Here is a 14247-nt window from a genome sequence, read left to right as displayed (position 1 = left end):
TGGATAAAAATCTTACAAATACAGGAAATATACAGACATCGGGAGATTTGTCAGCTAAAGATACAATAAATACTGGAACAATGATATCAGAAGGAAATGTAACATTAGGTGTACTTGATAACAGCGGAGAAATAACATCAAATAAGAAGCTGACAACTACAACACTGGAAAACAGATCAGGAGCCAAGATAAGTACAGGAGAAGGAATACAGAATAACAGAACAAGAAATCTTGGGGAAATAAATACCAATGATGATTTTGTAATATCAGGAAATCTTGAGAACTACAGTGTAATGAATATAGGTGGTTTATTAGATACAAATAATTTATTAAATACAGGAAGCTTAAAAGCAGTAGATAAGATATATACATCAGGAGTATCATTTAATAACTCAGGAGAGATACTGACAACACTGCTTGATATAAACAGTACAGGAATATTGAATACCAATAAAATAACAGTAATAGATAATGCAAAACTTAATGGAAGCAATGTAACGAATAACGGATATATAAGCGGGACAAATATAGAGATAATAACAGCAGGATTGACTAATACAGGGACTCTTGCAGCAGATGAACTGATAAAAGTTAATAATACCACAATAAATAATACAGGATATATAGGTTCCAACAGTAAAGTGAATTTATCAGGATCAAATCTAACAAACAGCGGTACAGTAGAATCATCAGAAATAGAGCTGTATAATATGTCAGGATACAGTAACACAAATCTGATAAGAGGCGGAAATGTATCCTTAACAACAACAGGAAACCTGACTTTAACAGGGACACTTCATGGAGAGAACTGGCTTCAGGTACATGGTTATGACATATTAAATGCAGGAACAACAACAGGAACAGGGTATATAGAGATAAAAGGAAGAGATATTACTAATAATACCTGGCTTTCTTCAAATACAGTAGTAGTAGAAGGAACAGGGAATGTAGTAAATAACAATATAATAGAAGGAGAAAACGGGAGAATATCCGGATATAATATTGTAAATAATGATTTAATAGCTTTTTCAGATCAGTTAGGATTAATTGCAGCAGATAAAATAACGAATAATGCAGGAAAAGCAATTTATGGCGGAAATCTTTTAGATGCCCAGTTTAATACACTTGAAAACTTAAGCGGAGAGCTGTTATCAACAGGAGTGATAAATTTAAGAGGAAACTATCTTCTGAATCAGACAGGAATGATACAAAGTTCGGGAGATATATCATTAAATGTAACAAAGATAGATAATATAGGAAGAGTAGACGGACTTAATGATTATGAGATATATTATGAAACATGGGACGGACAGATACTTACACAGGCAGAAGTAATGAGCAGATGGCTGGGCGAGGAGCATGGAGAAAATAAATCCAATAAACTGGAAGGTCTGTATAAAACAGGACTGCTTGCAGCACTGGATAATGCAGAGTATCAGTTTTTACTGGCAAATATGTTTTTGGATGACCTATGGAACCTTGAACCCGGAGCAGCAGACTATAAGCATTTCAGTCAGGGAGTAGTAGAGGGATATTTTGACAGATATCCAATGTCAAATGGTTTATATATAAGGACAAGTTCGGCACAGTTTCCGGGAGTAGCTTTAAAAGGAAAGATAAAGAGTAATGCAGTAACTACATATGCCAATATATCAGCAGGAAACAATATTGAAATAATAGCAAATGAACTAAATAATAAGGACGGAAAAATATCAGCAGGAAATACAGCAGAATTAACAGCAGCAACAATAAGAAACCAGACAACATTGGGAGATTTAGTCCAGTTAAAAGACGGGGTAGAATACTATAAACAGGAACATTACGGAAGCGGAAGCAGCAGAAAGTATCATGTAAAGTACTGGAGAGGTATAGAAAATGGAGACCAGTCTTATGTAACAGGACAGGCGAGTGTAATAGAGGCAAGAAATCTTATCATAAATACAGGAAATCTTGAGCTGACATCAGGAGTAGATACATCAAAACAAATAATAGACGGAAGTACGACAAGCGGAGGTCTTGTAGGAAATAAGACAGTAAATACAGGAGTAAGCAATGGAACAGGATTAGTAAATATAGTAAAGAATATGACACCTGTGACAGATATAATAATATCGGGAGTATTGCCGATAGATCCTTTGGGAGCAGTAAGCAGTCTGTTTACAATGACACAAAAGCCAGACAATAATAATATAACTCAGGGAGATGCAACATCAAAATATCTGATAGAAACAAGAAGTAAGTATATAAATCTTGGAGAGTTTTATGGAAGTGACTATTACCTGTCAAGAATAGGATATGATGAAAATGGTGACTGGAACAGGGCAAGAAGACTGGGAGATGCATATTATGAATATCTTCTGGTAACAAGAACCATATCTGATAAGCTTGGGACAAGATTTATCAATGGTCTTAGTGACAGTGAGCTTATGAAGGCAATGCTTGATAATTCAGTAGAATTACAAAAGGATTTACAGTTATCAGTAGGAGTGGCATTAACTCCAGATCAGGTAAAAGCTTTGAAAAGTGATGTAATCTGGTATGAATATGAAGTAGTAAACGGGGAAAAAGTTCTTGTGCCAAAGGTATATTTAAGTCAGGCTACACTTGCTACAATAGATACAGACGGAAGAAACAAAGTAGGGGGACTTGAACTAACAGTAATAAATGCAGATGAATTAAGAAATAACGGACAGATAATAGGAAACGGCGGAGTAACTTATGTAAATGCAGGAAGAGTCTATAATGTAACAAGTACAAATGAGCTTGCAGAAATAAAGGGAAATGATGTAACAGTAATAGCTACAGCAGGAAATATAGAAAATATAGGCGGAAGAATAAAAGGAATAGATTCAGTAACATTATCAGCAGAAAATGGAGATATAATAAACAGTTCAAGTATAGTGACGGCAAATCAGTATACAAACAGCTTAAACAGTACAAGCCATGACAGTATATTAAGTGCAGGAAGTATAGAATCAGACGGTACAACATACATAGGAGCTAAAAACTATATATCGGAAGCTGGAATTGTAAGCGGAACAACAACTGTAATAGATGTAAAAGAGAATATATCGATAGGGAGTATTACATTAAATGGTTCTGACAGATCAGGAGCAGACAGCGGGAATTATGCAAATTATGATTCAGTACAGAAGATAGGATCTGAAATAACAGGAACAGAAGCAGTAATATTGGAAGCAGGAAAAGATATAGCAATAAAGGGAAGTACAGTAGCTTCTGATGGTTTAGTTCAAATGACAGCGGAGAATATAAACATATTGAATGAAGTAGAATCAATAGAAAAAGAAACAAAACAGACAGATGACGGATTTATGTCAAGTTATGAGATGGAAGAAAAGAGTTATCAGGAATATGCAGCAGCAAGTACTGTAATAGGAAATAATATAATTCTTGATGCAGGTAATGACATAAATGTAAGGGCATCAAATATAATAGCAGTGAAAGAAGGACTGGAGAATACCGGCGGAAATATATCAATGACAGCCGGGAATAATGTAAATATACTGGTTGATACTTTAGAGAACAGTTATTCATTTAAAGAAAAGACAAGCGGGTTTAGTTCAAGCTTTGCAAGCGGTGGAGGAAGCTTTACAGCAGGAGTGAGTTACAGTCAGACCAGTCTGGAACAGCAGAGAAACGGAACAACAGTAGCAGTATCTACAATAGTCTCAGAGGGAAATACAGTAATAGATGCAGGAAACAGAGTAAGAACAGAAGCAATGCAGGCTAATATTGGAGAAAACCTTGTTATTAGAGGAGTAAACGGAGTAGAATTATTAGATGCACAGGAAGTATACAATGAAACAATAAAGCAGAAAAGTACAAGTATAGGAGTAAGTGTAAATGTAGGATTTACTCCTGCTCAATTAGCAAATACAGTAAGTAATGTAGCGGATAATGTGAAAGATTACGGATTTGATAATCCTTCACAAACAATAAATACATTAGGGAATGGATTTCAGGATTTAAGAGATGTAGCAGGATTAACACAGAATCTAAGAAACTGGTATGGAGGAAATGGTTATACTGGTTTAAAAGGATTGCTTACAGATGGATTACATAATCCGGTAAGTGGTGGAAATAACTTACAAAATGCAGCAAAAGGATTAGTAAATGCTTCAGTGTCGGCAAGTTACAGTCAGAGCAGCTATGAATCGAATACAAGCGGGTCAAATTCAGTGGCGGGAAATATAAATGTAGGAAAGAATTTTATACTACAGTCAGACGGAGATGTAACACTTGTAAACCAGAAGATAAATGTAGGAGAGAACTTTGTAGTAGATGCCAATAATTTTATTGTAAGAGCAGGAGAGAATACATATAAGAATGATACAAAATCAAGTTCAACAGGTGGAAGTGTAGGATATGATATAGTAAATCAGAATGTAATAGGTGGATTAAATATATCAGGAGGAAACAGCAATACAAGTTCTAAGTACTTTGATAATTCTGTAATAAATGTAGGTGGAACTTTCCAGTTAACGACTAAAGAGGATGCATTATTTGCAGGAGTGAATGTAACAGCGGATAAAATAAACTTTGATATTGGAAGAGATTTGAGTATAATATCCTTACAGGATGAATATACATCAGATGGAAAGAATTGGGGAGCTGGTTTAAATGTATCAGGAAAACTAGAAGGAACACAATATCAAACAGGATCATCAAGACCATCATTAGGTGGTAATTATGGAGAAAACCATCAGGATAGCAAATGGGTAAACAATCAGACTACAATAATAGCAGAGAATGGCGGAAATATTAAGGTAGGAGAAACTTTAACTAATATCGGAGCCGTAATAGGTGGGGCATATCCTGTAATTATAGACTACGATGAATTATTCGAAAAAAAGGTAGTTATAAATAAAAAAAGTTTTAAAGTTTATAATTATAGTATTCTTAAAAATGAAAAACCAAAACTTCAATATGAAAAAAAAATCGAAGAAGATGATTATAATGAAATAAAAAAAATAGCGTATGAAACTATAACGAATAGTTGGTCAGAAGGTTGTTCAATACGTAATGATGGGTACCATCGACCAGGTGGAGATGAGAAGTTAAGATTTATATATTCCAAATTAGAAGTGGAGGGAGTATATATATGTTTGTATGGATCAACTGAAATATTACAATATTTAAATAATAAATATAATTTGAATATAGAATGGTCTAAAAAAGTAATATTTTATTGATGAAATATTATGATATTAATCTTTGGAAAAAAGAGAAAATTATACAAAGCTTCAGAAAAAAGGTTAGTTGGAACAAAATGGGTAAGGAACCCTTTATCAGAAGAGTTTCCAGAAAATAACTCATAAATATTAATATAGAAAATGCTGATATAGTCAGCATTTTTGGTAAATAAAGAATAGTTTTTTTGATTTCATTGTTACATAGAAATTCAGTAAAGGAGGAGGTTAAAAGTGAGTAACAAAAGAAAAAAGGAATATATCAAAGAATTTTTGATATGCTGCTTGGAATCTTCTTCATTATATGAGTTTTATATACATGCTGATACAGAACTGAGTAGTTTTAAAGATTTATGTAATATAGCAATCTATTTAATAAATAAAGGTATTGTTATCTGCTCTGATGCTGAAGGATTATTAAGTTCTCAAAAGGCGCATGAGTACTTAGAAATAGAAGAAAATTGGAAGAAAATTATAGGGCATGGTGAATTAGTTTTAGTCGAGGAACCAGGAATTAGGTATTTTAATGAACAAATTTATGAAACTGAAATAGACAATGGTGATTTTCCAAACTTCAAAATGAAAGAAATACTTTAAGTTTACAAAAGCATATTAAAATCAATTTATGTATAATAATTAATCAACAAAAGGGACTGTCTTATCTAGACGGGACCATTTTTAATGCTTAAAAATACTGGGGTTTTCTATTCAGGATAATATTCTTTTTTATACACTGTTGAATTTGTAATACAATATTTAAAATAAATTTAAAAAAATCCTTGAAAAAAATAAAGTTTAAGGTATAATTAAATGCAGTTTTACAATAAAGAATAATTCAAAACATAAAGGGGAGAATAAGAAGGAAATTTAAATGGAGAATATAAACAAATGAAAAGAATTTTGATAATATTGGGATACGGCTATTTTTAGTAAAAAGGATAGTAGTTTATAGATTAACGCATACATATAATGTTGGAAAAGATAAGGATTATGAAGAAGTTAGGACGATAGGATTATATTCAACCAAAAAGAAAGCGAAACAAGTTATGGGAAGTTATATGAAAAAGAAAGCTTATGGAAGACCTACATTAACTGGAAAGAAAAAACTTAAATTTGAACAAACGGTGTATGATAAACAAGTTGATCCAGATGGTATTTTAAGAGAACCTAATATAGGAGAAATAATTCCTTGGAAGCCTGGAGAGCCAAGAAAAGGAATTGTTGACTTTGGGCACAATTCTGGTTCTTCATATAAAGAAATTTTTGAAAAATATAAACACGTGAAATAACCCTTGATGAATTGAAAGATTTTCAATTTAATCCTGATAATTATCGATTAGAAACTCCGGCTGCAAATCGAAGTCACGAGTATGAGTAAAAAAAGGAGAGGTACATTGAAGATATTAAATGAATTTGATGCTGTTCGTTATGGTACATATGAAGATTTTTTACATTTTTATTCAGGTGATATTAACACTATGGATAAATATGTAAATTTAAATTTACTAAGTCTTACTTTGGTAAATGATAAAAATGAGTTAGAAAAACTAAAATAATAAAATTTCTTTTATCTGAAAGAATTGATATTAATTTTAAAGATGATAAATTTAAACGAAATGCTCTTCATTGGTTCTATTTTAGTAATTATAGACCTTCAATAGATTATATGTTAGAAGTAACAAAATTATTAATTAATGGTGGGATTGATATCAATGCTTTGGATAAATATAAAGTGATTCCATTAAAATATGCTATTACAATAACAAAACTACCAAGTAATGAATTAAAACCAATTTATGAAATTTTTTTAAAACATGGATCAAATTATAAAAATATAGATGTTTTTGGGAAAACTTGTTTAGATTATGTAAAAGAACTATCTTGGCGAAATGATGTGATAAAAATAATAAAGGAGTTTGAAGATGGAAATAAAAAATGAAAATTATGGTGGTTTTATTGTTTCTAAGAATATTCTTTATGGAAAGCCTATTAGATATTCTTTTAGGGAAGAAAGTTCTATTCCTCAATTAAATGGTTGGAATTTCTATGCTATTGATGAAGATAATACATAAGTAATAGTGACAATTTCATAATTTTAAGTGCAAAATCAATGTATGATATTAATCCAATAATTTTAGAACTTTTTCATGCTCCCTATGGAACGGATTTATGTTGGTTGTATGAAAACGATATTCATACTGGTTTTTACGACCTCAAACTTGAAAAAGAATTTTCTATTGTTGAAATGATAAACATGATAAATAGTAAATAAAATTAATATCTGCAATTTAAAAGATTTAAACTAAGGATAATGTCACTATTTGATATTATCCTTTTTATATATTGTAAAATTTGTAATACAATATTTAAAATAAATTTAAAAAAATCCTTGAAAAAAATAAAATTTAAGGTATAATTAAATGTAGTTTTGTAATAAGAAAATATATAAAAGGGTGTTGTTGTGTAATATTTAAGAGAAGAAATAGTAAAATGTTTTTATGAAATAAAAAGTAAATTAGGAAGAGTTTCTATAGGAAAAGAATTTAAATTGATAAGTCCGGTAAGAAGAAGCTGGGGAAATTACAATGCCTTTCTTAAGGATATCGGAGAAAAAACTCTTAATGAAAGAACAAAAGAAAAGTATATTAATCAGGTGAAAAAGTTTGTAGATGATAATGGAAGAAAGCCTTTATCAGCTGAATTTAGTAAAAATATGCTTACAATAGTCAGAATATTCGGTTACTGGAATAATTTATTACTGGAAGCAGGAATAAAAGAGATAAGGATAGTGAACCGGTCAAATATGACAGATGATGAATTACTGGAGTATTATATTAATCTTTGTAATAAAGAGAATAGATTAATAACAAGCAAAGAGCTTGATAAAAATCCGGTGTATTTAAATAGTCATATCTTTGGAAGCAAATTTGGCAGCTTCGGAGAATTTTTAAAAGTAACTATAAATGATGAGAGATTAAAAATCAAAGATAAAAAATGTAAAATACGTACTGAAAAATATACTCAGGAAGAATTAGCATATCATATAAAGCAATATCTGGAAAGTGAAACAATTATAACAATTCGAACATTTAAGCAATATCTAAAAGTAAATAAGTTAGCAAGTATTAATACATATAAGAATAGGTTTAGAACAAGGTCTTTTAAGGAATTGATAAAAGTGTAAAAATTTTTTATATAAATCAATCAAAAAGGGAGTGTGAGAAAATGTCTGAAAATATTGGAATATACACAATCAGAACAGACAGAACATCAAAGGACTTATTATTGGAAAGATTAAAAGAAAAAGAAATATGCATGGGATGGGGTGGAGGAATAACTGATATTGATCTTGACGCAGGTAAGGAGACATTCAGAGAAAATATTGTTAAGGTTTATAAGGATATTACTCCAAGAAGAATAGGGAATTTGGCAAGAGGTTTAACGGAGATAAAGGAAAATGACATATTGATGATACCTAACTTGCCTGAGGCCGGGAAATTTATAGTTGGAGTTGCTGAAAAAGATCCTTATAGACATGATAAGGAAGATAACAGCCATTTAAATCACAGAATAAAGTTGAAAGAAATATACGGACTTGATGGTAATTTAGATATGAAAAATGAAAAAGTAAGTGAGTGGTATGCAAAACTATGGGTAATGAGACTGCCAATATATCCAAATTATCATCATCATGACTGTATTGAGAATCTTTTGGAAGGTTTGAGAAGTGGAGAAATAAAAGAGTTAGAAGCATCAGCATTAGAGGAGTATTTAGGATCAAAACTCGATAAGTATGTAAAAGAAATGAAGGAAGATTTGTTAAAAGCACCACTTACAGGTCCTTTATCTTTTGAAAGAATATGTGAAAAAATAGTAGAGTTTCATGGTTATAAAATAAGTAGTAGAAATAAGTATGACAGGAAAGGCGGAGATGCTGATTTAATAGCTTCGAAAGAAGAAAACTCCCCATTTGAGAGAAGAATTGAAAATATATATATTCAAATAAAAAAATATTCAGGTAACACAGATAAAGGAGCATTAGAACAAATAGAGAAATTAGCTAAAATGAATGAGAATGATGCAAAGTGTGTGATGTCACTTGGAGAATTTGATAAAGAGACTGAAAAATATGCTGAAGAAAAAGAAATTATATTAATTCCAGGAGATGAGATTTGTAGAATGCTGCTGCAGGTAATTTCAAAAAGTTAGAAGGGAGTTATGAATGAAAGATTCTAAAGTTGAATTAAGTGACAAAGATTTGGAAGTGCTTCTTAAAGAATTTACTAGTTTTTTAGATCAAAAGCATAGTTCTGGAGATAAAACAACAAAAGGAGTGGGAAATCTTAAATACAATATATGTAACACTAATAAGTATGTTTATAAGGATTTCATAGTTCGTGGCGGAATAGGCCAAGGAAATTTGAGAAGTGGTGACTTGGGAATGGCTTTTCTTTATGGGAAGAATACAATGAAAGAAGGAGTATATATTTGGCTAACTTATAGACCGGAGAGCAAAGAAATTATAATTAAATTAGGGAGTAGCTGGACTCATGATTCTAAATTAAAACCTGAAGAGAAGGAAAGCTTCAATAACGATTGGTGTAATGAAGAACATAAAAATAATTTAAATTATAGATTATTAACCAAAGATATATCAGAATTATTAGATATATTTTTAACTGATGAGAAAATTCAAAAGTTCCTATAAAGTTACTAAGCTTTTTAAGCGTAATTAAAAAATGATATATGAATATATTTTATTAGATTCAATGGGAAGGAAGGAAAAAATGATCATATTTGAGGGGAAGATAGTTTATGATGAAGATGATAACGAGTATTGTTTAGAAAAACAAATAGGAGAAGGGGGATTTGGAAAGGTATATTTAGCAAAATGGAAATCAGATAATAAAAAATTTGCAATAAAAATATTAGATAATTCCTTTTCAAATGAAAAAGCTTATACCTCTTTTATAAATGAAATAACTTTAGCTTCTAAAATATCATCTCGAAATGTTATAAAATATGAATATACACATACTGGAGAAATTTTTAAAGAATTAGGACCTTATATTATAATGGAATATGCAGATAACGGATCTTTAGAAGAAACTCTAGTAAGACAGAAAAAGATTGAAAGGCAGTTTAGTAATGAAGAGTTGAAAAATATTTTTTTAAATTTAGCCAAAGGAATGAAAGATATTAATTCTAAATTGATTCATAGAGATATTAAACCTGAGAATATATTGTGGGTAGGAGAAATTTTAAAAATTAGTGATTTTGGAATTTCTAAAGTTTCTAGTGATATAACAAGAACAAAAACTTTTAAAGGATATGGTAGTAAAAAGTATAGTGCTCCTGAAGTTTGGCAAATGGATAGGACTACAATAAAAACGGATATATATTCGATGGGAATAGTGTTTTACGAATTAGCAACTTTAAACTATCCTTATGAAGTAAAGAATTCTAAATATAATGAAGTACATTTATATAAGAATATTTTGCCATTGCAACAATTTAATGAAAATCTTTCAGTAGAATTTATCGTACTAATTAATAAAATGTTAAAAAAGAAAGCTAATGAAAGATTTGAAAATTGGGATGAGATAATAGATTTTATAAATACTGTTTCAATTTCAGAGAAAATTATTGAGTTGGAAGATATAGTGAATGAGGCTGTGAGTAAGCAGATATTATGTGATATAGAGAAGGAAAAAGAGAGTTTGAAAATAGAAAGAAGAAATCAAGAAAAAACGGATTTTTATAGTATGGTGTATTATCAATATAAAACAGATATATTAGAAAAAATTTCAGAATTTGGGGAAAAAAATACAATAGTAATGAGATAAGAGTACTTAAAAGAAAAAATGAAAATAACAGATTTTTCGGATGCCAATTTATTTATCCAAATAATAATAGTGTAAAAATAGAATTTGAAGTTATATATTTAGAAAATTTCAAAAGAAGAATTAATGATTATTTTAATGAAGAAAGGGAAGAATATTATATTCCAGAATGCAATGGAATGAAAGTTTATTTATGGGGTTCAGTTAAAGGACCAGATAATAAGGGATATAATATATTACTTGTAAAAGATGAGGAAGAATATTATGGAAAATGGATTAAATTAGAAAATACGAATAATTTTTGTCGTCCTGAAAAAATGAGATTAGAACCTTTTGCATTTGAATTGGAAGAATTAAAAGAAGAAATAAATTATATAAAAGCAACACACATATATAAAACCAATATTAAAGAATTTAATAGTAAGCATTTAATAGAATTTATAGGAAAGTATTTTTAACTAAATTATCAGAAAAGGAGAAAAATGGAATTATTATATGTATGGATTTTAGGTTATGAAGATATTATTGTAAATCAAGAGCTTAATTTTTCTGGTGGAAAATATGAGATAAATTTTTTGATGAATTCAAAAAAAGTGATTGATTTTAGTAAACGAGAAATTATAGAACATATGAAATTGGAAAAAGAATTTACTTTGAGTGTAGAGGCTAGTGAGAATTATATAAAAAATCAATCTTTTTATGATGATTTTTGGTCAAAGAAAATATCAAATATTTCTGTTATTGTTGGTAAAAATGGATCTGGAAAATCTACTATACTTAAAAAACTTCTTGACATAGATTATTTAGGTTTTGATGGAATCTATATAATAAAAAGTGGTGAATCAATCACATTATACTATAATAAAAGAACACCTGCGTTTCGAGAACCAAATATAAATATAAAACATGATAATACAATAGATTTTATATATATAGATAAATATAAAAAAGAAGGAGAAGAGGATGCAAAACTAAAACTGCAAAAACTTTTTTTATTCGTTAAAATTCCAATAATAGAAAGTTATGAAACATTCTTAGAATTACCAAATTCATTAGTTGGAAATAGACTATTTGAAAAGGAAGAAATAGAAAAAATACTAAGAAAAAATGATTTTATGGTATTAAAGGGAATAGAGAATTTAAAGAAAATGGGAGTTTTTACAAAAGATTTTTATATATACAAAAATTTAACATTGAAAAATTTATATTTTAGATATGAGAGTATGGACGAAGAAACAAATGAAAATTTGTTAACCTTAGATATATTGAAAAAAGGTTGGGAATTAGAGTATAAAAAATATAAAAATAATGAAATAAATAGAGAAGAGTTAAATGTTATTTTTTCAATTTATATAGAATTTCAGTATCATATAGAAAAATTAATAAAAATATTCAATCAAGAAAGGGATTTTTTGAATAAAGATAATATTAAAAAATTTGAGTTGAAGAATATAGATAATTTGATTGATTTATTGGAAGAGGATGAGAAAAATAAAATTAAGAGCTTAAAAGATGGATTTGAGTTGTCAATTAAAAAAGTAGATGAGTATATTAGAATAAAAAATGGAGGATATGATGTTGAAGAATTAATAAAGGAATTTTATCAAAGTAATTTAACGATAATAACAGGATTACCTTTTGTGTTCTTTAATGTTGAAGTAGGATTAAGTTCAGGAGAGAAATTGTTAAGTTATTTATTTCAATATATAAAAGAAGAAATTGGAAAATGGACAGATGAGTTTGAATCATTGGGAGAATTTATAATTTTACTTGATGAACCAGATCTTGGGCTTCATCCTGAATGGCAGAGAAAATTTATCTTTTATTTGATAGAATTTTTTGATAAATGTATGGATGCAGGGTTTAAACATCATATAATAATAACAACGCATTCACCATTAGTTTTATCAGATATTCCAAAAAAAAATACTATTTTTTTAGAAAGAGTAGAAGTCAACAAAATAGATGAAAGAGAAGAAAAAGGTATTACAAAAGTTTTAAATCATGATAATATAAAAACAGAAACTTATGCTTCAAATATATATTCTTTATATAAAAATTCGTTTTTTTTGGAAAAAACAATTGGAGAAACATCATATAACCGATTGACAGATATAAAAGAAAATTTAGAGAGAGTTATTAAAGGAGATACGAATATAAAATACACAAAAGAAGAAACTGCATTAGTTATAAGTTTAGTGGGAGAGGCAATAATAAAAGGGAAATTTGAAGCATTATATAAAGAAGCATATATGAAAAATGATACAAATGCTGAAATAGAGTATTATGAAAAAAAAATACAAGAATTGAAAGAAATAGGTGATCATCATGATAAAAATTGAAAGTGTTGATATTCCTAAAGAGTTACAAAATGAAATAAAAGACTATTTCAAACCTAAAACTGTAGAAAAAACAAAGGGAAAGCGAAAACCAAGAACCAAAAAAGATAAAGTATATGAAAAAGTTAAAGATTATATATTTAAAAAACCACAAGAAATAAATGAAATAATAAAAAGAATGGGAACTGTAAATGGAGATAAAGAAATAAATGATGTTTATGATGGATTTAAAATAAAAATACAAGCATTTTATTTTGATATATTAAAATTGAGAGTATGCCCCTATTGTAACGAAACACCCATTTATTATATAGAAAATAGTTCTAAGAACTATCAAAACTTTGAATTTGACCATATTATGCCTAAGGATAAATATCCATATCTAGCTTTATCATTATATAATCTTGTTCCAGTATGTAAATATTGTAATTCAAAGAAAGGAAATAAAGAAGGATTACCTAATATTTATTTAGATGAAATAATGTACAATTATAATATAATTCCAAGAGATGATGGTGATTTTATTAATTTAGAAGATTTTAAAATAATAAAAAGAAATTTATTGAATGCAGATAATTTAGATAAATTATTACATTTAGAAAATCGATATAATCTTAGTTTACATAAAGAGTATTTGGTAAATCTATTAAAGAAAATAGAATATTATAATAAAGATAGAATAGATGATTTATTGGACTCAGGGTTATTTTCCACTAAAGATGAGATTTTGAATCGAGTATTTGAAGAAATCAGGATAATTGCAAATGATTCAAATAAACCTAGACATAAATTGACAAGAGATATTTTAGAACAATTTAAAGTATTAGGGATCATAGAAAATTATTATTAAGGGGA

General features: G+C 28.7%; 14 protein-coding genes. All 14 read left to right on the top strand.

All coding sequences use genetic code 11. The features are described 5' to 3' along the window. Positions 1-47 precede the first annotated feature (47 nt). The 14 genes from STERM_RS12800 to STERM_RS12750 all read left to right on the top strand — a co-directional run bounded on the left by STERM_RS12800 (position 48) and on the right by STERM_RS12750 (position 14242). Positions 48-5213 (top strand): hemagglutinin repeat-containing protein, encoded by a 5166-nt coding sequence (locus STERM_RS12800; protein ID WP_041309989.1) that lies wholly within the window; start codon positions 48-50, stop codon positions 5211-5213. Between the two features lie 231 nt (positions 5214-5444). Further along, complete coding sequence (locus tag STERM_RS12795; protein ID WP_012862048.1) at positions 5445-5807, top strand: hypothetical protein; 363 nt, start codon at positions 5445-5447, stop codon at positions 5805-5807. A 461-nt stretch (positions 5808-6268) separates the two neighbouring features. Then, entirely contained in the window at positions 6269-6499 is a 231-nt protein-coding gene (locus STERM_RS12790; RefSeq protein ID WP_012862047.1) for a hypothetical protein, read from the top strand. A gap of 11 nt (positions 6500-6510) precedes the next feature. After that, a complete protein-coding gene (locus tag STERM_RS22845; RefSeq protein ID WP_370452881.1) occupies positions 6511-6588 on the top strand; it encodes a GH-E family nuclease in 78 nt (25 codons plus the stop codon). A gap of 16 nt (positions 6589-6604) precedes the next feature. Beyond that, a complete protein-coding gene (locus STERM_RS22395; protein WP_211205100.1) occupies positions 6605-6766 on the top strand; it encodes a hypothetical protein in 162 nt (53 codons plus the stop codon). 110 nt (positions 6767-6876) lie between these two features. Further along, the gene (locus STERM_RS22390; protein ID WP_211205099.1) at positions 6877-7149 is read left to right on the top strand and encodes an ankyrin repeat domain-containing protein; all 273 of its coding nucleotides are present in this window, start codon (positions 6877-6879) and stop codon (positions 7147-7149) included. After that, positions 7133-7282 carry a hypothetical protein gene (locus tag STERM_RS22385; RefSeq protein ID WP_211205098.1) on the top strand — a complete coding sequence of 50 codons (150 nt, stop codon included), beginning with the start codon at positions 7133-7135 and terminating at the stop codon, positions 7280-7282. Before STERM_RS22390 ends, STERM_RS22385 begins: the two co-directional genes overlap by 17 nt. Before the next feature lie 476 nt (positions 7283-7758). Continuing rightward, the gene (locus STERM_RS12775; RefSeq protein ID WP_012862046.1) at positions 7759-8394 is read left to right on the top strand and encodes a homing endonuclease associated repeat-containing protein; all 636 of its coding nucleotides are present in this window, start codon (positions 7759-7761) and stop codon (positions 8392-8394) included. A 41-nt stretch (positions 8395-8435) separates the two neighbouring features. Then, positions 8436-9419, top strand: coding sequence for a restriction endonuclease (locus STERM_RS12770; protein WP_012862045.1), 984 nt, complete (start codon positions 8436-8438; stop codon positions 9417-9419). 13 nt (positions 9420-9432) lie between these two features. Continuing rightward, positions 9433-9918 (top strand): hypothetical protein, encoded by a 486-nt coding sequence (locus STERM_RS12765; protein ID WP_012862044.1) that lies wholly within the window; start codon positions 9433-9435, stop codon positions 9916-9918. 61 nt (positions 9919-9979) lie between these two features. Beyond that, entirely contained in the window at positions 9980-11056 is a 1077-nt protein-coding gene (locus STERM_RS12760; protein ID WP_169305409.1) for a serine/threonine-protein kinase, read from the top strand. 176 nt (positions 11057-11232) lie between these two features. After that, positions 11233-11511, top strand: coding sequence for a hypothetical protein (locus STERM_RS21750; protein ID WP_012862042.1), 279 nt, complete (start codon positions 11233-11235; stop codon positions 11509-11511). 24 nt (positions 11512-11535) lie between these two features. After that, the gene (locus STERM_RS12755) at positions 11536-13395 is read left to right on the top strand and encodes an AAA family ATPase (RefSeq protein WP_012862041.1); all 1860 of its coding nucleotides are present in this window, start codon (positions 11536-11538) and stop codon (positions 13393-13395) included. Beyond that, entirely contained in the window at positions 13382-14242 is an 861-nt protein-coding gene (locus STERM_RS12750; RefSeq protein ID WP_012862040.1) for an HNH endonuclease, read from the top strand. The genes STERM_RS12755 and STERM_RS12750 overlap by 14 nt, the downstream gene beginning before the upstream one ends. Positions 14243-14247 lie beyond the last annotated feature (5 nt).

The sequence above is a fragment of the Sebaldella termitidis ATCC 33386 genome, from assembly GCF_000024405.1.
GTDB lineage: Bacteria > Fusobacteriota > Fusobacteriia > Fusobacteriales > Leptotrichiaceae > Sebaldella > Sebaldella termitidis.
The sequence above is the reverse complement of the archived record's forward strand: the minus strand, read 5'-3'. Positions and strand labels throughout refer to the sequence as shown.

What these genes read in the sequence shown, in the direction of transcription:
- STERM_RS12790 (WP_012862047.1), top strand. Translation starts at nt 6,269, where the DNA reads ATGAAAAAGAAAGCTTATGGAAGACCTACATTAACTGGAAAGAAAAAA.
- STERM_RS22390 (WP_211205099.1), top strand. Translation starts at nt 6,877, where the DNA reads ATGTTAGAAGTAACAAAATTATTAATTAATGGTGGGATTGATATCAAT.
- STERM_RS22385 (WP_211205098.1), top strand. Translation starts at nt 7,133, where the DNA reads ATGGAAATAAAAAATGAAAATTATGGTGGTTTTATTGTTTCTAAGAAT.
- STERM_RS12770 (WP_012862045.1), top strand. Translation starts at nt 8,436, where the DNA reads ATGTCTGAAAATATTGGAATATACACAATCAGAACAGACAGAACATCA.
- STERM_RS12765 (WP_012862044.1), top strand. Translation starts at nt 9,433, where the DNA reads ATGAAAGATTCTAAAGTTGAATTAAGTGACAAAGATTTGGAAGTGCTT.
- STERM_RS12760 (WP_169305409.1), top strand. Translation starts at nt 9,980, where the DNA reads ATGGGAAGGAAGGAAAAAATGATCATATTTGAGGGGAAGATAGTTTAT.
- STERM_RS21750 (WP_012862042.1), top strand. Translation starts at nt 11,233, where the DNA reads ATGAAAGTTTATTTATGGGGTTCAGTTAAAGGACCAGATAATAAGGGA.
- STERM_RS12755 (WP_012862041.1), top strand. Translation starts at nt 11,536, where the DNA reads ATGGAATTATTATATGTATGGATTTTAGGTTATGAAGATATTATTGTA.
- STERM_RS12750 (WP_012862040.1), top strand. Translation starts at nt 13,382, where the DNA reads ATGATAAAAATTGAAAGTGTTGATATTCCTAAAGAGTTACAAAATGAA.